Source organism: Streptomyces sp. WAC05292 (assembly GCF_003949955.1).
GTDB lineage: Bacteria > Actinomycetota > Actinomycetes > Streptomycetales > Streptomycetaceae > Streptomyces > Streptomyces globosus.
Window position 1 is genome coordinate 1 of record NZ_RPSE01000066.1, and the last position, 22,512, is coordinate 22,512.

Below are 22,512 nucleotides of genomic sequence, written 5' to 3' on the forward strand. Positions count from 1 at the left end.
CGACCAACTGCTCGCCACCCCCACCCCCGCCGCCCTCGCCTCCTGGCTGGAGGAGCAGCACCCGGACGCCGTCGCGCCCCTGCCGGCCGGACCCGCCGCGCAGGACGTGCCGGGCCGGGACGATCCCGTCGTCATCGTCGGCATGGCCGGCACCCTGCCGGGCGGACGGAACCTCGACGAGTTCTGGGCGGCCCTCCAGAAGGGCGGCGACCTCTTCAGCGAGGTCCCCGCCGACCGCTGGGACACCGCCGCCCACCACGGGGACCCCGCCCTGCACCCCGACCGGACCCGGATCACCCGGGGCGGCTTCATACCGGACATCGACCGCTTCGACCCGCTGTTCTTCGGCATCTCGCCCCGCGAGGCCCGCTGGATGGACCCCCGCCAGCGGCTGCTGCTGCGCACGGTGTGGTCGGCGCTCGAGGACGCGGGCATCGACCCGGCCCGCCTGGCCGGCAGCAACACCGGCCTGTTCGTCGGCGCCGGCCCGTCCGAGTACGCCGAACTCGTACAGCGCTCCGGCACGGCCACCGACGCCTACTCCTCGACCGGCCTCACCCCCTCCATGCTGGCCAACCGCATCTCCTACCACCTCGACCTGCGCGGCCCCAGCGAACCCGTCGACACCGCCTGCTCCAGCTCGCTCGTGGCCCTCCACCGCGCGGCGGAGGCCCTGCGGCTCGGACACTGCGACACGGTCATCGCGGGCGGCGTCAGCCTCATGCTGTCCCCGGTCACCTTCGCCTCCCTCGAACGGGCCGGCATGCTCAGCCCCGACGGCGTCGGCCGGGCCTTCGACAAGGACGCCCGGGGCTACGTGCGCGGCGAGGGCGTCGGAGCCGTGGTGCTCAAGCGCCTCAGCCGGGCCCTCGCCGACGGCAACCCGGTCCTCGCCGTCCTGCGCGGCACCGCCGTCAACCACGGCGGCCGCTCCAACTCGCTGACCGCGCCCAATCCGCGCGCCCAGGCCGAGGTGATCGTGAAGGCCCACCGCGAGGCGGGCGTCGACCCGGCGACCATCGGGTACATCGAGACCCACGGCACCGGCACCGTCATCGGCGACCCCGCCGAGACCAACGGCCTGCGCCAGGCCTTCGCCGAGCTCTACCGGGACTGGGGCCACCCCGCCCCCGCCGCCCCGCACTGCGCCCTGGGGGCCCTGAAGAACACCATCGGCCACCTGGAGCCGGCTGCGGGCATCGCCGCCGTGCTGCGCGTCCTGCTGTCCCTGCGGCACGGACGGATCACCGGGGACCCGCACGGCCCCGAACTCAACCCGCACCTGGGGCTGGAGGGCACGGCCTGCGAGATCGCGGTCGGGGCACGCGACTGGAAGCCCGCGGCCCCCGGTGTCCCGCGCCGCGCCGGGGTCAGCTCCTTCGGCTACGGCGGGGTCAACGCCCACGTCGTGCTGGAGGAGTACCCGGCCGACGAGCCGGAGCCCTCCGGCCGCCCGGCGGTGTTCGTCCTCTCCGCCCGCGACCCGGAGCGGCTGCGGGCAGCCGCGCGCTCCCTCGTCGACGCCCGGGACACCTGGCAGCACGACCTCGACGGCACCGCCCGCACCCTCCAGTGCGGCCGCACCGAACACGCCGAACGCCTGGCGTTCGTCGCCGACTCGGGAGAGCAGGCAGTGGCCGCCCTGCGCCGCCACCTCGCCGGAGACACCGCCGGCATCCACCGGGGGCGCGTGGAACGGCACGCCGACCGCGCCCCGTTCGACGGGCGGGGCGACGAGGAGACCGCCGCGGCATGGGTGCGCGGCGCGACGGTCGACTGGTCCGGCCGGTGGGAGCGGCTGCCGAGGCTGCGCCCGCTGCCCCCGTACCCCTTCGCCGCCGAACGGCACTGGTTCACCGACGGAGCCGCGGCGGCGCCGGCCGCCGAGGCCTTCCCGGCGCCGGCCGCCGAGGCTGTCGGGGAGCCGGCCGCCGAGGCCGTTGCGGCTCCGGACCCGGCGGGCGGCGGCGGGTCCGCCGCGCCGGCCTCCGGCCCCCGGCGGGCCGACGGCCCCGCCGACCCGGCACCCGTCAGCCTCTTCACGGCCGCATGGGTGGCCGAACCCGTACCGCCCGCCGCCCCGCACCCCGGCCGGGTGCTCGTCTTCGGCGACCTCCCGGTCCCCGGCGCCGTGACCGTACGCGCCGGATCCGCGTACGCCGACGAGGGCGCCACCGTCACGATCCGCCCCGGCGAGGCCGAGGACTACGCCCGGCTGCTCGAAGCCGGAGCGGACCGCATCGTGCACCAGTGGCCCCTGCTCCACCCCGAACGCCCCGACCTGGGGCTGGAGTCCGTCTTCCTGCTCGTACGCGCCATGGCGGCCTCCCGGGCCGCCGCGCGGATCCAGGTCCTGGTGCCCGAGGGCGCGATGGCGGAGGCCTGGGGCGGGTTCGACGCCTCGCTGCGCGCCGCGCTGCCCGGTACCGCCTTCGGCGTCGTACGCGTCGCCGGCCGGGTCGAACCGGCCGCCCTGCTCGCCGAGGCGGCAGCCGAGCGGCTCTCCTCGGCGGCGGTCCGGCTCTCCGCGGACGGCCGCACCGTACGCGTGCTCACCGAGGCCGACCCGAGCCCCGTCACACCGTCCCCGCTGCGTCCGGGCACCGTCCACCTGGTGACCGGCGGCGCGGGCGGCCTCGGACTGCTGCTCGCCCGCACCCTCCTGGCGCGCGGCGCCCGAGTGGCGCTCACCGGCCGCTCGCCCGCCGCGGACCGGGCCGGGCAGCTCGCCGGCCTGCGCGCCCTCGGCGAGGTCGCCTACTTCCAGGCCTCCGTGGAGGACGAGGCGGCCATGGCCCGCGTCGTGGCGGACGTCAAGCAGGAGTGGGGCGCCCTGCACGGGGTCTTCCACCTGGCGGCGACCGCCTCGCGCACTCCGCTGCCCGGCAAGGGCCTCGCGGAGTTCCGCGCCCACCTGCGGGCCCGCTTCGAGGGCACCCGCGTCCTCGACGAGGTGACCCGCGACGAACCGCTGGACCTGTTCGTCCTGTACTCCTCGCTGGCCGGGCAGCTCGGCGACTACGGCCTGGTCGACTACGCCGTCGGCGCCCGCTACCTCGACGGCTTCGCCGAGGAGCGGGAGGCCCTGCGCCGCGCGGGCCGCCGCAGCGGGCGCACGGTCTCGGTCGACTGGCCCATGTGGCGCGCCGGAGGCATGCACGTCGATGCCGAGGACGAGCGCCGCTACCTCGCCGACACCGGCTTCCGCTACCTGGAGGCCGAAGAGGGCGAGCGGCTGCTCGACCTCGTCCTGCGGCTGGGACGCCCCCAGGTCGCCGTCCTGCCCGGCGAGCCCGAGCGGATGCGCGGGCAGGTCGCCGCGATGCGGATCCGGGAGCACGCGAACGACACCCGCCGGCCCGCGCGGGCGCCCGCTCCCGAGGCCCCTTCCGCGGCCTCCGCTCCCGTGCACGCGGGCGAGCTGACCGGGCAGCTGCGGGAGCTCGTCGCCCGGCTGGTCGGCCTGGAGCCGAAGGCACTCGACCCGGAGGCCGGCTTCGGGGAGTACGGACTGGACTCCTTCGGGCTCCAGTCCCTCTCCGCGGCCCTGGAGGAGCGCTACGGCATATCGGTGCCGACGACGGCCCTGTTCGCCGAGAACACCGTCGAGCGGCTCGCCCGCCACCTGCTGGCGGAGCACCCCGGGGCGGCGGCACCCGCTGCGGCACCCGCCGCGGCCACCGGACCCGCGGCCGGACCCGCGGCCACCGCCGTCAGCCCTGCCGTCAGCCCCGCCGCCGCCCCGTCCGCCGCTCCTTCCACCGGGCCCGACCGGGACGACGCCGTCGCCGTCATCGGCATGTCCGGGCGCTTCCCGGGCTCTGCGGACCCGGAGGAGTTCTGGCGGCACCTCAGGGACGGCGACGACCTCGTCACCGAGACGCCGGCCGACCGCTGGGACTGGCAGGAGGTGTCCCGGCGCTTCGGCGGCACCGCCCGCTGGGGCGGGTTCCTGGGCGACGTCGACCGGTTCGACGCACGGTTCTTCAAGATCTCGCCCGCCGAGGCCGAGGTCATGGACCCGCAGCACCGGCTGTTCCTCGAACACACCTGGACCGCCCTCGAAGACGCCGGCTGCCGGGCCGACCGGCTCGCGGGCCGCCGCGTCTGCGTGTTCGCCGGCGTCCAGTTCAACGACTACGAGTCGATGGTGCTGCGCGGCGAGCAGGTCAACCCCCACGCGGGCACCGGGCTCGCGCGGACGATCCTGGCCAACCGCATCTCCTACCTGCTGGACCTCAAGGGCGAGAGCGAGAGCATCGACACCGCCTGCTCCAGCTCCCTGGTGGCGCTGCACCGCGCCGTCCGGTCCCTGCGCGCCGGGGAGAGCGAACTCGCCATCGCCGGCGGCGTCAGCCTCGTCCTCTCGCCGCAGACCGTGGTGGCCGGGAACCAGCTCGGGGTGCTCTCCCCGGACGGCCGCTGCAAGGCGCTGGACGCCACCGCCGACGGATACGTCAAGGGAGAGGGCGTGGGCGTCCTCGTCCTCAAGCCGCTCTCCCGCGCCCTCGCCGACGGCGACCGGGTGCACGCGGTGATCCGCGGCAGCGCGGTCGGCCACGGCGGACACGCCTCGTCGCTGACCGCCCCCAACCCCGAGGCCCAGGCCGCCCTGCTGGCCGAGGCGTACCAAGACGCCGGGGTACCGGTCGAGACGGTGTCCTACACCGAACTCCACGGCACCGGGACCGCGCTCGGCGACCCGGTGGAGATCGACGGCCTCGTCCGGGCCCACCGGGCCCTGGCCGGCGGACCCGCCACGCCCTGCGGCATCGGCACCGTGAAGAGCAACATCGGACACCTGGAGCCCGCCGCGGGCATCGCCGGCGTCATCAAGGTGGTGCTGGCGATGCGGCACCGCACGCTGCCGAAGACGCTGCACCTGCACACGCTCAACCCGCGCATCGATCTCACCGGCACACCGTTCCGGCCCGTGCGGCGGACCGCCCCCTGGGAGCCCGCGGCGGCCGACGGCACGCCGCTGCCGCTGCGCGCGGGCGTCAGCTCCTTCGGCTTCGGCGGGGTCAACGCCCACGTGGTCCTGGAGGAGGCGCCCGCCGGCGCGCCCCCGGCCCCGCCGCGGGACGACACCCCGGAGGTGTTCCTCCTGTCGGGCAGGGACGAAGCCGCCCTGCGCCGGTACGCCGCCGCCATGGTGGAGTTCCTCGACGCGGACGCGGACGCGGACGCGGGCACGGGCACGGGCACGGACGCCGGGGCGTCGCTGGCCTCCCTCGCGTACACCTCCCAGGCCGCCCGCGTCCCCATGGCCGCCCGGCTCGCGGTGGTCGCCCGCTCCACCCGCGACCTGCGCGAGCAGCTGGCCGGCTTCCTCGCGGCCGAGCGGGCCCCCGCCGGCACGGACGCCGACCACGCCTGGCTGTCCGAACCCGAGGGAGCCGAGTACCTCGCCCGGCTGGTCCGGGAGGGACGGCTCGACCGGCTCGCACGGCTCTGGCAGGACGGCGCCGACATCGACTGGACCGCGCTGCGCACCGACCGGCCGCCCCTGGCGTCCATGCCGACCTACCCGTTCGCCCGCGAACGGCACTGGCTCGCGGCACCGGCCGCGGCCGGGGGCCCGGCCGCCCCGCAGGACCCCGCACTGCTCCTGGTCAAGCGCTGGGAGGCCGCCCCGCTGCCCCCGGCCGAACTGCCCGCGGGAATCGTGGTCCTGGCCCGCGCCGGGAACGAGCACCTCGCCGCGCAGGCCTTCGGGCCCGCCGCCACGGTGGTCCGCATGGACGGCGGCGACGCGGACGCCGCCCGGCGGATCGCGGAAGCCGCCCGCGCCGCGACGGCCCTGATCGACCTGGCCGACCTGGCCGACCCGGCAGACCCGGCAGACCCGGCCGACACCGCGCAGGCCGCACCGGAGCCCGACTGGGCGCGGATCGCGCTCCTGCGCGAGCTGGTCACCGCGAACCGCACCCGGGGCTTCACCTACCTCCACCTCACCCGGGAACTCGCCGCGTTCCGGACAGAGCGGCCCACGCTGCGCGGAGCGGCCCACGCGGGCCTCGTCCGGATGCTCACGGCCGAGTACCGCGGCCTGGCAGCCCGCACCCTGGACCTCGACACCCTGGAGCCGGACGCGCTGCGCGAGGCGGTCGCCGCGGAACTCGCGGCGACCGACCCGGTGACCGAGGCCTGCGTACGGGCCGGCGTACGGCACCGGCCGGTGCTGCGCCCCGCCGACGCGGCGCCCGCCCGCGCCGACTGGTCCGCGGACCTGGCCGGCCGGACCGTCGTGATCACCGGAGGGACGGGCGCGCTGGGCCGGCTCCTCGCGGCCCGGCTCGTCGAACGGGGCGCCGACCGGCTCGTGCTCCTCGGCCGTACGGCGCTGCCCGCCCGGGGCGAGTGGCCCGCACTCCTCGCGGACCCCGGCACCGACCCGGCCCTCGCGGCCAGGCTGCGCGACCTCGCGGCCCTCGAACGCCCCGGGGTCCGGATCGCGATCGAGGCCGGCCCGCTGGACCGGGTCGCCGAGGTGCTCGACCGTGCGCGGCGCGAGTTCGGCCCGATCGCCGGGATCGTGCACTGCGCCGGACTCGGCGTCATGCGCGACCCGGCGTTCATCGGCAAGCGGACCGAGGACATGCAGCGGGTCCTGGAACCGAAGACCGCGGGGCTCCGCGCCGTCCTGGACGCCTGCGCCGGCGATGCGCTGCGCTTCGTCGTGCTGTACTCGTCCGTCGCGGGCGGTGTGCCCGCGCTCGCCGTGGGCCTCAGCGACTACGCGCTGGCCAACTCGGTGCTGGACCGCGTCGCCGAGTACCGCACCGCCACCGGCGGGGACGGCGCCCCCGTCGTCCGGTCCGTCCAGTGGCCGAGCTGGCGTGCGGCCGGCATGCCCGAGGTGGACACCCCGGCCTACCGGGACCTCGGCCTGCGCACCCTGGCCCCGGAGGCGGGTCTGGACCTGCTGGACCGTGCCATGAGCGGCCCCGACCCGGTCGTGCTGCCCTGCGTCGTGGACGCCGGGCGCTTCGACGCCGCCCGGCTGCTGGAGGTGCCCGCGCCGGCTCCGCCGGCCGCCCCCCGCCCGAGCGGGGAGCCGGCCGAGGCCGGTCTCGCCCGCCGGGTGACCGCGGTGCTCGCCTCGACGCTCCGGATGGATCCGGCCGAGATCGGGCAGGACGCGGACTTCGCCGACCTGGGCGTCGACTCGATCATGATCGCCCAGATCCTCGCCGCGCTGGAGCGCGAACTCGGCGTCGTCGCGGAACCCTCGACCGTCCTGGAGAACCCGACCGCGGCCCTCCTCGCGGAGGCCCTGCGCGACCTCGTGCCGGACCTTCCGGACGCCTCGCAGCGGGCCGTCCCGGACGCGCCGCCCGCCGCCGCGCACGCCGCCCGGGTCCCGGCCCCGGCTGCGGCCGAGGCGGCCCCCGCGTCCGCAGGGCCGCGCCCCGCAGGGGGAGCGGCCGCGCGGCGCGAGGACATCGCCGTCATCGGCATCGCCGCCCACTTCCCCGGCGCTCCCGACCACGCGGCGTTCTGGCGGAACCTGATGTCCGCCACGGACTCCGTCACGGAGGTGCCGCCCTCCCGCTGGGACACGGACCGCTTCTGGCGCCCCGACCCGCAGCCCGGCACCAGCGTCAGCAAGTGGGGCGGATTCCTCGACGCCATCGAGGACTTCGACCCGGAGTACTTCCGGATCGACCCGGCCGGGGCGGCGTACGTCGACCCCCTGGTCCGGCAGGTCCTGGAGACCGGCGTGGAGTGCCTGGCCGACGCCGGGCTCACCCCGCAGGAGGTCGCCGGCCGGCGCGTGGGCGTCTTCGCGGGAGCCCGTGCGGCGAACTACGGCGCGCACGTCGCCGCCGCCGGCCCGCACGCGATCAGCGGAATGGCGCAGAACTTCATCGCCGCGCAGCTGTCCCACCACCTCGACCTGCGCGGACCGTCCGTCCTCGTCGACACGGCCTGCTCCAGCGCGCTCGTCGCCGTGCACATGGCCGCCGCCGCCCTGCGCACCGGCGAGTGCGACCTGGCCTTCGCGACCGGGGCCGAGATCCTCCTCGACGAGGTGCCCTTCGTCGGGATGAGCGGGGCGGGCGCCCTGTCGCCCACGGGGCGCTGCCACACGTTCGACGAGCGGGCCGACGGCATCGTCCTCGGCGAGGGCGCCGGCACGCTGCTGCTCAAGCGGCTCTCCGACGCCCTGCGCGACGGCGACCGGATCTACGGGGTGATCGAGGGCAGCGCCGTCAACAACGACGGCCGCACCATGGGCATCACGACACCGAACCCGCGCGCCCAGCGCGAGGTGATCGAGGCGGCCCTGGCCGACGCCGGTGTCTCCCCGGCCCTGCTGGGCTACGTGGAGGCCCACGGCACCGGCACCATGATCGGTGACCCGATGGAGCTGAAGGCCCTCACCGAGGCCTTCCGCGCCCGCACCGGCGAGGTCGGCTTCTGCGGCGTCGGCAGCGTGAAGACCAACATCGGACACACCCTCAGCGCGGCCGGCATGGCCGGGCTGATCAAGGTCCTGCTGTCCGTCCACCACGCCCAGCTCCCGCCGACGCTGCACTGCGCCACCCTCAACCGCAGATTCCGCTTCGAGGAGTCGCCGCTCTTCCCCGTACGGGAGCCGCGCGCGTTCACGGGCCGCGACGGTACGCGCCGGGCCGCGGTCAGCTCCTTCGGCTTCGGCGGCACCAACGCCCACATGGTGGTGCGCCAGGCACCCGGGGCCCACGTCCCGGTGCGTACACCGCTGGACCCGCCCCGATACCGGCGGCGGCGCTTCTGGTTCGACGCGCCCGCCCCCGTACAGCCCGTACAGCCCGTACAGCCCGTACCGCCCGTACAGCCCGAGCAGACGCCGGCAGCGGCCCCCGCGCCGTTCTTCGAGCTCCGGTTCTCCGCCGTGCCGGAAGGAAAGCAATGAACCTGTTGGACGGTCTGACCTGCACCGTGGTGGTGCGCGGCACCGACCCGGTGCTGCGTGACCACCGCGTGCACGGCACGCGCATCCTGCCCGGAGTGTCGTTCCTCGACATGATCTACCGGATCCTGCGCGCCCGCGGCGTCGACACCTCCCGCGTGGAGCTGCGCCGCGTGCTGTTCCGCAACCCCGTGGCCGCCGGGCCCGACTTCGACACCGAGCTGCGGCTGGAGTTCTCCGCGGACGCCGAAGGCCACCGGATCCTGGTCACCGGTACCCGCCGCCCCACCGGCGAGACCGAGCCGGTCCTCGACTGCCGCCTCCACCTGGACGTGCCGTTCCCCGCCGAGGCCGTCGACCTGCCGGCCCTGCGCGCGGGCCTGCCCCGCACGGCCGACATGGCCGACCTGTACGCGCTCGTCCGCCGGACCGGCATCGAGCACGGAGCGTTCATGCGCGCCCGGGGCACCCTGCACGTCGGTGACCGCGAGCTGCTCGCGGACCTGGCGCTGGACCCGGAGGCAGCCGCCTACGCGGACTACTTCCACCTGCACCCGGCCGCGCTGGACTCCTCGACCCTGCTGCCGACGCAGTTCGCCGCGGCCGGCGCCGGCGAGGGGGCCCGGCCCTACATCCCGATGCTCATCGACTCCTTCCGGGCCCGCGGGCCGCTCGGGAGCCGCACCCTGGTGCACGCCACCCCGCCCCGCGCCACCGGCCCGGACGGCGATCTGACCACCTGTGACCTGCGCTTCCTCGACGCCGACGGAGCCGTCCGGCTGTGGCTGCGCGGCCTCACCTCCAAGCGCGTCCGGGAGGAGGACGCCATCACCCGGCTGGAAGGCGCCCCGCGCGCGGCGGCGCCGGCCGCGGCGGCGCAGGCCGGACCGGCCCCCGACCGGCGGACCGCGGCGAGCCTGGTGCGCGGCCTGCTCGCCGAACGGCTCGGACGTACCGCCTTCGACGAGGAGGCGGGCTTCTACGAGCTGGGCCTGGACTCGACGGCGCTGCTGGGCATCGCCGCCGACCTGGAGCGCGCGTACGGCACCGACTTCTCGCCCACCCTGCTCTTCGAGCACAGCACCTTCGACGACCTCGTCGCGTACCTCGGCGCGTACGAGCTGCCGGCGGGCGGGGCCCGCCCGGCCGCCGGCGCACCGCAGGAGCACGCGGCGGACGAGGACGCGGGCGGGGACGCGCCCGCCGAGGTGGTCTGGTTCGAGCCCCGCTGGCGTGACGCGCCCCTGCCGCCGGCACCGGTTCCGGCGCCGCAGCCGGCCCCGGTGCTGACCGTCGACCCGCGGACCGGGTACGACGCGGAGGCACTGCTCACCGGGCACGGGGCCGCGGACGTGCTCTGGGTCCCCGCCGATCCGCACGACGTCGAAGGCGAGGCCGTCGCCCTGACCCGCTTCGCGGCCGCCCTCCTGCGCACCCGGCGCGGCCCCGCGCGGATCGTCTGCCACGTCCCCCCGGGCGCGGAGGCCTCCGCGGTCTCGGGTCTGCTGCACACCCTCCGCCGCGAGCAGCCCGGCGTACGCGCCGCGGTGGTGTGCTCGCCGGAGCGCGCCGACGCCCTGGCCGAACTCGCCGCGGGCGTACCGGACACGGAGGTGCGCTACGAGGCGGGCGGGCGCCAGGTGCGCGAGGTCGTCCCCGTCCCCGCCCCGGACCGGCCGGCGGCACTGCGCGACCGCGGCGTGTACCTGATCACGGGCGGGCTCGGCGGGGTGGGCCTGTCCCTCGCCCGGCACCTGGCGCGGACCGTCCGGGCCCGGCTCGTGCTCTGCGGACGCACCGCCGGCGACAGCGCGCGGACCGCCGCGCTGACCGCCGAACTGACCACCCTCGGAGCCGAGGTGCAGGTGGTCGCGGCGGACGTCTCCCGCGCCGAGGACGTCCACCGCGTGGTCGGCCTCGCGCTCTCCCGGTACGGCGCGCTGCACGGGGTGGTGCACGCCGCCGGCGTGCTGCGCGACGGGCTGGTCGCGGGCAAGAGCGCCGCGGACGTCCGTGCCGTGCTGGCGCCCAAGGTCACCGGCGCCCGCCTGCTGTACGAGGCCACCCGGGAGGCGGGACCGGACTTCCTCGTGCTGTGCTCGTCCACGGCCGGTGCCTGGGGCAACCGGGGCCAGGCCGACTACGCCTGCGCCAACGCCTTCCTCGACCGGTTCGCCGAAGGCAGGCCGGGGGTCGTGTCGATCGGGTGGCCCGCCTGGTCGGACGGCGGCATGCCGCTCGACGACCGCGCGCTGCGCCGGATGGGCCTGCGCGGCATGGACACCCCGACCGCGGTGGACATCATGCTGCGGGCGGTCGGCAGCGGCCGGCCGCACCTGGTGGCGCTCGTCGGCTCGGCGTCCGAGATCACCGAACGGTTCACCCCGGCCGTCCCGTCCGCCCCCGCCGCCCCGGCCGTACCGTCGGCCCCGGCCCCGGCCCCCGCTGCCCCGGCCGCTCCGGAGGCGGCCGCCTCCGGAGCGGCGGCCCCCGCGTCCCACCCGCCGGCCGCCCCCGACCGCGCCGGCGACGCGGACGGCGCGGACGACGCGATCGCCGTCGTGGGCATCAGCGGACGCTACCCGGGCGCCCGCACCCTCGACGCCTTCTGGGAGAACCTCAAGGCCGGCCGGGACGGCATCACCGAGGTGCCCGCCGACCGCTGGGACCACCGTGCGATCCACAGCGACGCCAAGGGCGTGCCGGGACGCTCGTACGGCCGCTGGGGCGGATTCGTCGACGGCATCGACGAGTTCGACGCCGCCTTCTTCCACATCTCGCCCAACGAGGCCGCCGTCCTCGACCCCCAGGAGCGGCTCTTCCTCCAGGAGGCCTGGCACGCCTTCGAGGAGGCCGGACACGCCCCCTCCGCCTGGCGGGGGCGTTCCGTCGGCGTGTTCGCCGGAGTGATGTACAACCAGTACCAACTGCACGGCGCCGGCGGCGAACCGGGCCTCGTCCCCTCGTCGTTCAGCGCCTCGATCGCCAACCGCGTCTCCTACTTCCTCGACCTCAAGGGGCCGAGCATCGCGCTCGACACCATGTGCTCCTCCTCGCTGACGGCACTGCACCTGGCCGTCGAGGCGATCCGGCGGGGCGCGTGCGAGGCCGCCCTCGCGGGCGGCGTCAACCTGCACGTCCACCCCAACAAGTACCTGCTGCTGAGCCAGTCGTCCTTCCTGTCCACCGACGGCCGCTGCCGGGCCTTCGGCGAGGGCGGCGACGGCTACGTGCCCGGCGAGGGCGTCGGCGTGGTACTGCTGCGGCCGCTGCGCGACGCCCTGCGCGACGGTGACCACGTACACGCCGTCATCCGGGGGACGGCACTCAACCACGGCGGCCGCACCGGCGGGTTCTCCGTGCCCGACCCGGCCTCCCAGGCCGCCCTCGTCCGCGACTCGCTCACGGCGGCGGGGGTCGACCCCGCCGACCTCGGCTACCTGGAGGCCCACGGCACCGGCACCAGCCTCGGCGACCCGATCGAGATCACCGCACTGGAGCGGGCCTTCGACGCCCTCGGCGCCGGCCGCGGGCCCTGGCCCATCGGCTCCGTGAAGTCCAACATCGGCCACCTGGAGTCCGCGGCGGGCATCGCCGCCCTCACCAAGGTCGTCCTCCAGATGCGCCACCGCACCCTGGCCCCCTCGCTCCACGCCGAACGGCTCAACCCGGCCGTGGACTGGGAGGGCTCGCGGTTCCGTGTGCAGCGCACGCCGGCACCCTGGAACGCGCCCGCGGGGGCTCCGCTCACCGCCGCCGTCAGCTCCTTCGGCGCGGGCGGCGCCAACGCCCACGTGGTCCTGGCCGAGCACCCGGCCGTGCCGGGCCCGCAGGCCCCGGAGGAGGACCGCCCCCGCCTCTTCGTGCTGTCGGCGAAGGACGCCGCCCGGCTCGACGAGACGGTGGCCGGGATGCTCGCCCACCTCGACCGGGCCGACCGGGCCGACCCGGGCGCGGACCCCGCACTCCTGGAGCGGATCATCACCGAGGCGGTGGGCCTGCGCGCCGACCCCGGTGAGCCCTTCGCGGAGCTCGGCCTCGACTACCCCCGCCTGACCGCACTGGCCCGCCGCGTCGAGGAGGAGTTCGGCGTCCGGCTCCCCATCGACGCGGGGACGACCCCGGCCGAGCTGGCGCACCGCCTCGCCGGCGCCGGCGCCGGGTCCGGCACCGGCACGGACCCGGCGGCACTCGCCTTCACGCTCTGGTCCGGACGCGACCACCTCGACGAGCGGCTCGCCGTCGTCGCGACCACGGCGGCGGAGTTCGCCGAAGCGCTCCGCACCGGCAAGGGCTGCCACCGCGGACGCAGGCGCCGCGGGGCCGCACCGGTCCACGGCGGCGACCTGCACGAGCTGGCCCGGGCCTGGGTCGACGGCGCCGCGATCACCCTGCCCGCACCCGACCGGCCCCGGCGGCTCTCGCTGCCCGGCTACCCCTTCGCCCGCGACCGCCACTGGGTCGCCACCACCCGGACCCCGTCCGCGGCCCCGCCGGACGCGCCCCAAGAGGTCGAACTGCCGGACGGGCACGTCTTCGGCGAGCGGATCTCCCCGGCGCGGCAGCCCTGGCTGGCCGACCACACCGTGGACGGCGCCGTCCTGGTCCCGGGGACGTACTTCGTCGACCTGGCCCTGCGGGCAGGAGCCCGGCTGAACTGCCCGCGGATCGCCGAACTCGTCACCCACACACCGCTGGCGGCCACCGAAGCCGACCTGCGGCTCGTCGCGGACCTCCCCGGGCCCGACGGCACGCGCGCCTTCGCCGTCCACGCCCGGACCGGGGAAGGCGGCTGGACGAGCCACGTCACCGGTGTCCTCTCACCCTCGCCCGAGGAGCCGCCGGCGCCCGCGGCCGTACCCGCGGACGCCGAGGAGATCGACGTCACCGGCCTCTACCGGACGCTCACGGGGTACGGGCCCGCCTTCCGCGGCCTGCACGGCGCCCGGCGCACCGCCGACGCCGTCTTCGCGGACATCGCCGTACCCGGCGCGGCCGCCGGCGGGGCACCCGGGGCGCACGCCCTGCACCCCGTCCTCCTCGACGCCGCCCTGCACACCGTGGCCCTCACCTCGGCCCTCGACGGGGACAGCCCCTACCTGCCGTTCGCCTGGTCCGGCGTACGCGTCCACGCCCCGGCGGCGACCGCCGCCCGGGTACGGCTGGTCCACCACCGGCCCGACACGGTCGGCCTCCTCCTCACGGACCAGGCGGGCGCACCCGTGGCCTCCGTCGACTCGGTGGTGCTGCGCCGGGCCGGCGCCCCCGACGAGCCGCTCCACCACGTGGAGTGGCTGCCCGTGGAAGCCCCCGAGCCGCCGCCCGGCGCCCGCTGCGCGGTCGTCGGCCCGGACCCCGAGGGCATCGGCGCCGCCCTGGAGGCCGCCGGGGCGGAGGTGGTACGCGCCGCCGACCTGGACGCCCTGGCGGACGTGCCGCCGGTGGTGGTCCTGCCGGTCCCGGCCGCACCGGCCGGCCCCGCCGACGCCTCCCGTGCCGCCCGCGCCCTCGCCGCCGAGGTGCTGGACCGGCTCCGCCAGTGGCTCGACGGGCGCCGGTTCGCGTCGGCGCGGCTGGTCTTCGCCACCACGGCCCCCGGCCCCGCCACGGCCGCGGCCTGGGGGCTGGTGCGCTCCGCCCAGTCCGAACACCCGGGCCGCTTCGGCCTCGTGGACGCCGAGGACCCGGCGCCGCTGCTCCGCGCGCTCGGCTCCGACGAACCGCACCTGCGCCTGTGCGACGGCCAGGTGCTGGGGGCCCGGCTGGTCCGCGTACCGGCCGCACCGGCCGCGCCCGCGCCGGCCCCCCTCGCGGAGGGCACCGTCCTGGTGACCGGCGCGAGCGGCGCCCTCGCCGGACCGGTGGTCCGCCACCTCGTCGAGCGGCACGGCGTACGCGACCTCCTGCTGGTCAGCCGCAGCGGCGCGGTACCCGCCGGACTGGACGGGCTGGACGCCCGGGTCGAGAGCGCCGCCTGCGACGTGGCCGACCGCGCCGCCCTCCGGACCCTGCTGGCCGGCCGCCGGGTGGCGATGGCCGTCCACGCCGCGGGCGTCCTGGACGACGGGGTGGTCACCGCCCTCGACGCGGCCCGCCTGGAGCGGGTGCTGCGGCCCAAGACGGAAGGCGCAGCCCACCTCGCCGAACTGCTGCCCGAGGCACAGCTGGTGCTGTTCTCCTCCGCGGCGGGCGTACTGGGCGGCCCGGGACAGGGCAACTACGCCGCGGCCAACGCCTTCCTCGACGCCCTCGCCCGGCAGCACGCCGCGGCCGGCCGCCGTGCCGTGTCCGTCGCCTGGGGGCCGTGGGCCCTCGACGCGGGCATGGCCGCCGACCGGGACCGGCTGGCCCGCGGCGGCATCGAACCGCTGCCCACCGGGGCCGCCCTCGCCCTGCTCGACGCGGCCCTCGCCGGACCGCACCCCGCGGTCACCGCCCTGCGGCTCGCCCGCGGTCCGGCCACCGCCGTACCGCACGTGCTGCGCAGCCTCGTGCGCACCCCCGAGGCGGCCCCCGCCGCCGACCCGGGCCTGGCCGGCCTCGCCCCCGACGAGCGGCGCGCCCGGCTGTCGGCGCTGGTCCGCGGCCAGGCGGCGGCCGTCCTCGGGTACGCGGACGCCGGCCGCATCGAGTCCGACCGGTCCTTCCAGGAACTCGGCTTCGACTCGCTGAGCTCCATCGAGTTCCGCAACCGGCTGGGCGCGGCCCTCGGCCTGACCCTGGAGGCCACGCTCGTCTTCGACCACCCCACCCCGGCCGATCTGGCCGCCCACCTCGACGAGCGGTTCGCCGGCGAGTCCGGGGCGACCGACCTGCCGACCCTGTTCGCGGCCTTCGACCGCCTGGCCGCCGCCCTCACGGCGGCGGCCGCGGACGACGTGTCCCGCGACCGCACCGCGGAACGCGTCCGCGGCCTGCTCGACCAGCTGACACCCCGCACCGCGACGGAATCCGTCACCGCGTTCGCCTCGGCGACCGACGACGAGGTCTTCGCACTGATCGACGCCGAGCTCGGCAGCCCGCTGCCGGGACTGGAGGAACGCTCCCGATGACCAACGAGGACAAGCTCCGCGACTACCTGCGCCGTGTGACCGCGGAACTGCAGTCGACGCGGCAGCGGCTGCGCGACGCGGAGGAGCGGTCCGCCGGACCCGTCGCCATCGTCGGCATGGCCTGCCACTACCCGGGCGGCGTCGAGTCCCCCGAGGACCTGTGGTCGCTCGTCGCCGAGGGACGGGACGGGATCACCCCGTTCCCCGGCGACCGCGGCTGGGACCTGGACGCGCTCCACCACCCCGACCCCGACCACCCGGGCACGACCACCGTCCGCGAGGGCGGATTCCTGCACGGCGCGGCCCACTTCGACGCCGGGTTCTTCGGGATCTCGCCCAAGGAGGCGCTCCACACCGACCCGCAGCAGAGGCTGGTCCTCCAGACGTCCTGGGAGGCCGTCGAGCGGGCCGGCCTGGACCCCGGTGCGCTGCGCGACAGCCGCACCGGCGTGTTCACCGGGGTCATGCACCACGACTACCCGGGCGCCCAGGGCGCCGGCAGTGTCGTCTCCGGCCGCGTCGCCTACCACCTGGGCCTGCGCGGACCCGCCATCACGGTGGACACCGCCTGCTCCTCGTCCCTCGTCGCCCTCCACCTCGCCGTCCGCGCCCTGCGCCGGGGCGAGTGCGACATGGCCCTCGTGGGAGGGGCCACCGTCATGGCCACTCCCGCGGCCTTCGTGGAGTTCAGCCGCCAGCGCGGCCTGGCCCCCGACGGCCGCTGCAAGCCGTTCGCCGCCGGGGCGGACGGCACCGCCTGGTCCGAGGGCGTCGGCGTCATCGTCGTCGAACGCCTCGCGACCGCCCTGGCCGCCGGCCGCCGCGTACTCGCCGTGGTCCGCGGCACCGCCGTCAACTCCGACGGCGCCAGCAACGGCCTCACCGCGCCCAACGGCCCCGCCCAGCAGCGCGTCATCCGCGAGGCCCTCGTCGACGCCGGCCTGACCCCCCGGCAGGTCGACGTGGTGGAGGCGCACGGCACCGGCACCCCGCTCGGCGACCCCGTGGAGGCCCAGGCCGTCCTCGCCGCCTACGGCCGGGACCGCACCCGGCCCCTGCGCCTGGGCTCGGTGAAGTCCAACCTCGGGCACACCCAGGCCGCCGCGGGCATCGCCGGGATCGTCAAGATGGCCATGGCCATGCGGCACGGCGTCCTGCCCCGGACGCTGCACCTCGACGCCCCGTCCCCGTACGTGGACTGGTCGGCGGGCGCCGTGGAACTCCTCGCCGAGGAGGCGCCCTGGCCCGCCGGCGCGGAGCCCCGCCGGGCCGCCGTGTCCTCCTTCGGCGTCAGCGGCACCAACGCCCACGTGATCCTGGAGGAGCCCCCGCTCCCCGCGGACGACCGGACCGGCGGACGGCCCGACGCCCGGCGCCCGGCCGACACGGCGGACGCCGAGGGCCCCCGGAACGCCGGCAAGGCGCGAGCCGCCGACGACGCCGGGGCCGCCGGGAACACCGGACCCACCGAGCCGCCCGCGGCGCCGCAGGCCCCGCCCGGCCCCCTGGCGTGGACCCTGTCCGCCCGCTCCGACGCCGCCCTGCGCGCCCAGGCCGCCACCCTCGCCGCCTTCCTGACCGGCCGCCCGCAGGAACCGCGCCCCGAGGACGTCGCCCTCTCCCTGGCCACCACCCGCGCCTCCCACGAGCACCGCGCGGCCGTCCTCGGCGGCGACCGGGCCGAACTCCTCGCCGCACTGGACGACCTCGCCGCCGGCCGGCCCTCGCCCGCCGTCGTCGAAGGGGTCACCGGGCCGCCCGGCGGCGTGGCCTTCCTCTTCCCCGGCCAGGGGTCGCAGTGGCGCGACATGGCCGTGGGCCTGCTGGACACGAACGAGGTGTTCCGCGAGCGGATCGAGCAGTGCGAGCGCGCCCTCGCCCCCCACGTCGACTTCCGCCTGACCGCCGTGCTCCGAGGCGAACAGGAACTGGACCGGGTCGACGTCGTCCAACCCGCCCTGTTCGCCGTCATGGTCTCCCTCGCCGAGGTGTGGCGCTCCCTCGGCATCCGCCCGGCCGCCGTCGCCGGGCACAGCCAGGGCGAGATCGCCGCCGCCTGCGTCGCCGGGGCCCTCACCCTCGAGGACGCCGCCCGTGTCGTCGCCCTGCGCAGCCGGGCCCTGACCGCGCTCGCGGGCCGCGGCGGCATGGTGTCCCTCGCGCTGAGCGCCGACGAGGCGCGCGACCGGCTCCGCCGCTGGGACGGCAGGCTGTCGCTCGCCGCCGTCAACGGCGCCGCCTCCGTCGTCGTCTCCGGGGACGCCGACGCCCTCGACGAACTCCTCGCGGCATGCGAGGAGGACGGCGTACGCGCCCGGCGCGTCGACGTGGACTACGCCTCGCACAGCGCCCACGTGGAGGCCGTCCGCACCCGGATCCTCCAATCCCTCGCCCCCGTCAGGCCGCTCGCCCCCGCCGTCCCCTTCTTCTCCTCCGTGGAAGGCCGATGGATCGAGGCCGCCGACGCCTTCGACGCCGACTACTGGTACCGGAACCTGCGCCAAACCGTCCGCTTCGACGAGGCCGTCACCGCCCTCGTCCGGCGGGACTGCACCACCCTGCTGGAGGTCAGCCCCCACCCGGTCGTCACGACCGGCGCACAGGAGACCGTCGACGCGCTCGGCACCGACACCGCCGTCGCCCACACCCTGCGCCGCGACGAAGGCGGCCCGGAGCAACTGCTGCACGCCGTCGCCCGGCTGTACGTGAAGGGCGTACGCCCCGACTGGTCCGCGCTCTGGCCCGGAGCCCGCCCGACCGACCTGCCCACCACCACCTTCCTCACCGAGCCCTACTGGATCGGCCCCGGCCCCGGCCCCGGCGGCGCGGGCGCCCTGGGCCTCGACGAGGTCGACCACCCCGTCCTGCGCGCCTCCCTGCCCGCCGCCGAGGGCCTGGTGCTCACCGGCCGGATCGGGCTGGCATCCCAGCCCTGGCTCGCCGACCACACCGTCGAAGGACAGGCGGTCCTGCCGGGCGCGGCCCTCGCGGAGCTCGCCTCCCGGGCGGCGGACGAAGCCGGCTGCGCCGCCGTCGACCAGCTCACCCTGCTCACCCCGGTCCTCCTCCCCGACACGGGCGACATCAGGCTGCGCGTCGACGTCGCGGCCCCGGCCGAGGACGGCTCGCGCGCACTGACCCTGCACACCCTCACCGGGGCGGGCCACTGGACCACGCACGCCACCGGCGTCCTGCGCCCCGACGCCGCCGAACCGGCACCGGCCGGCACCGAGTGGCCGCCGGCCGGCGCCGAACCCCAGGACGTCGAAGCCCTCTACGCCACCCTGGCGGGCGCCGGCCTGCACCACGGCCCGGCCTTCCGCGGCCTGCGGGCCCTGTGGCGGGGGCGCGACGGCGACCTCCACGCCGAGGTCGCCCTGCCGGACACCGGCCAGGAGGGCGCGTTCACCCTCCACCCGGCCCTGCTCGACGCCTGCCTGCACCCCGTCGCCCTCGGCGGCCTCCCCACCACCGGAGACGGCCTCCGCCCCGCACTCCCCTTCGAATGGCAGGGCCTGCGCCTGCACGCCGCAGGCGCCGACACCGTGCGCGTGACCCTGTCCGCCGCGGGACCCGACGCCGTACGACTCACCCTCACCGACACCACCGGGGCGCCCGTCGCCTCGGTCGACACCCTCGTGCTCCGCGAGCTGCCCGCGGGCGCCCTCCGCCGCCCCGACCGCGGCGACGTGCTGCGCCCCGACCGGGCGGCCCTGCCGCTGCCCGCCGTCACGGGCGAGGACTACGCCGTACCGGACCCCGAACTCGCCCGGCAGCTCGGCAAGCAGCCCAGCCCGGACCCCGCGCGCCACGTCCTCGTACCGGCTCCCCCCGGCGAGCCCGGCGAGGCCGTCCGCGCCGCGCTCACCCTCGTCCAGGACTGGCTGGCGGACGACAGCCGCGCGGACTCCACGCTCGTCGTCGTCACCCGCGACGTCCACACCGACGTGGCGGAAGCCGCCGTCGCGGGACTCATACGGTCCGCGCAGCTCGAACACCCCGGCAGCTTCAGCGTCCTGGACCTGGCCGACCTCGACCCGGCCACGCTCGCCGCGATCCCGGCCGCCCTCGCCGCGGACGAGCCCCAGCTCACGCTGGCGTCCGGCACCGCGACCGCGACCAGGCTCGTGCGCGGCCTGCCCGCCCCGGCCGAGACCGGCGAGCTCGGCACGACCCTGGTGACCGGCGCCTCCGGCACCCTCGGACAGCTCGTCGCCCGGCACCTCGTCCACGCGCACGGCGTACGCGACCTGGTGCTGGCCGGCCGGCGCGGCGGCGGCGCCCCCGGCATGGCCGCCCTCGTCGAGGAGCTCGCCGCGGCCGGGGCGAAGGTCCGCGCCGTCGCCTGCGACGTCTCCGACCGCGCCGGCCTCGCGGCCCTGGCCGCGGAAGCCCCCTTCGGGACCGTCGTCCACGCCGCGGGCGTCCTCGACGACGGGCTGGTGACCGGACTGACCCCCGAGCGCGTCGACCGCGTGCTCGCGGCGAAGCTCGACGCCGCGCTCCACCTCCACGAACTGCTTCCCCAGGCACGCCTGGTGCTGTTCTCCTCCGCGGTGGGCATCCTCGGCGGCCTCGGCCAGGCCAACTACGCCGCCGCCAACGCCGGCCTCGACGCCCTGGCCCGCCGCCGCCACGCCGCCGGCCTGCCGGGGACCTCCCTGGCCTGGGGCCTGTGGGACGCCACCAGCGGCATGACCGACGGCGTCGACCGCGACCGCCTGGGCCGCTCCGGCTTCCGGCCGCTGCCCACCGCGGACGCCCTCGCCGCCCTGGACACCGCGCTGGCCTCGGACGAGCCCGTGCTCGCCCCGATCCGGCTCGACCCCGGCGCCCTGCGGGCCCTGGGCGAGGACGTCGCCGCGCCGCTGCGCGGCCTGGCCGGGAAGCCGGCCCGCCGCAGCGCCGCTCCGGGCGGAGCCGCCGCCGTCTCCGAACTGGCGGCCCGCCTCGCCGGGAAGACCGGCACCGAGCGCGGGCGCATCCTGCTCGACCTCGTCGTCGGACACACCGCCGCCGTCCTCGGACACGCCTCGCCGGACGCGGTCGAACCCGGCCGCGCCTTCAAGGACGCCGGGTTCGGCTCGCTCGCCGCCGTCGAACTGCGCAACCGCCTCGCCGGAGCCACCGGCCTGCGCCTGCCCGCCACCCTCGTGTTCAGCCACCCCAACCCGGCGGCGGTCGCCCGGCACCTCGACGAGCTCCTCGCCGGCACGGCCCCGGCGCCCGCACCCGCCGCGCGCACCGCTGCCGCAGACGAGGACGACCCCGTCGTCCTCGTCGGCCTCGGCTGCCGGCTCCCCGGCGGCGTCCGCACACCCGACGACCTCTGGGAGATGCTGGTCCGCGAGCGCGACGCCATCGGCCCCTTCCCCGACGACCGCGGCTGGCCCCTGGAGCGCCTCTACGACCCCGACCCGGCGACCCCCGGCACCGCCTCCACCCGGCACGGCGGCTTCATGGCCGACGCGACCGCCTTCGACGCCGCCTTCTTCGGGATCGCACCCCGCGAGGCCGTCGCCATGGACCCGCAGCAGCGGGTCCTGCTGGAAACCGTCTGGGAGGCGTGCGAGGACGCCGGCATCACCCCGGACTCGCTGCGCGGCAGCCGCACCGGCGTGTTCGTCGGCGCCATGTACCAGGACTACGGCCGCCTCCTGGAGAACGCCGCCGCCGAGGGCTTCCTCGCCCCGGGCGTCGGCGGAGGCGTCCTCTCCGGACGGATCGCCTACACCTACGGCCTCGAAGGCCCGACCGTCACCGTCGACACGGCCTGCTCCTCCTCGCTGACCGCCCTGCACCTCGCCGCGCAGGCGGTACGGGCCGGGGAGTGCGACCTCGCGTTCGCCGGCGGAGTCACCGTCCTGTCCACCCCGGTGCCCTTCGTCGAGTTCAGCCGCCAGCGCGGACTGGCCGCCGACGGCCGCTGCAAGCCGTTCGCCGCCGCCGCCGACGGCACCGCACTCGCCGAGGGCGCGGCGGTGGTGCTCGTCGAGCGCCTGTCCCGGGCCCGCGCCCAGGGCCACGAGGTGCTGGCCGTCCTCCGCGGCAGCGCCCTCAACTCCGACGGCGCCAGCAACGGCCTCACCGCCCCCAACGGCACGGCCCAGGAGAACGTGATGCGCGCGGCACTCGACGCCGCCGGCCTGCGCCCCGCCGACGTCGCCGCCGTCGAGGCGCACGGCACCGGCACACCCCTCGGCGACCCCGTCGAGGCAGAGGCGCTCCTCGCCGTCTACGGCCGGGACCGGCCGGCCCCGCTGCTGCTCGGATCGCTCAAGTCCAACGTGGGACACGTCCAGGCGGCCGCCGGCGTCGCAGGAGTCATCAAGGCGGTCCTGTCCCTCCGCAACGGCCTGCTGCCCCGGAGCCTCCACATCGACGAGCCCTCCCCGCACGTCGACTGGGCCTCCGGCGACGTCGCCCTCCTCGACCGGGCGCGGCCCTGGCCCGAGGGGACCGCACCGCGGCGCATGGGAGTCTCCTCCTTCGGCATCAGCGGCACCAACGTGCACGTCCTGATCGAGCAGGCACCGCCCCCCGAGGACACCCCGGCCC

At 77.1% G+C, this 22,512-nt stretch carries 3 protein-coding genes; all 3 read left to right on the forward strand.

Translation table 11 applies throughout. From position 1 onward, the window contains the following. Positions 1 to 8,905, forward strand: an 8,905-nt coding sequence (locus tag EF903_RS10770; protein WP_125542979.1) for an SDR family NAD(P)-dependent oxidoreductase, incomplete at its 5' end; no start/stop codon positions are given. Continuing rightward, on the forward strand, positions 8,902 to 15,954 hold the full coding sequence (locus EF903_RS10775; protein WP_125542980.1) for an SDR family NAD(P)-dependent oxidoreductase: 7,053 nt from the start codon (positions 8,902 to 8,904) through the stop codon (positions 15,952 to 15,954). The genes EF903_RS10770 and EF903_RS10775, both read left to right, overlap by 4 nt. Then, on the forward strand, positions 15,951 to 22,512 hold a 6,562-nt coding region (locus EF903_RS35125), incomplete at its 3' end, for a type I polyketide synthase (protein WP_125542981.1). The genes EF903_RS10775 and EF903_RS35125, both read left to right, overlap by 4 nt.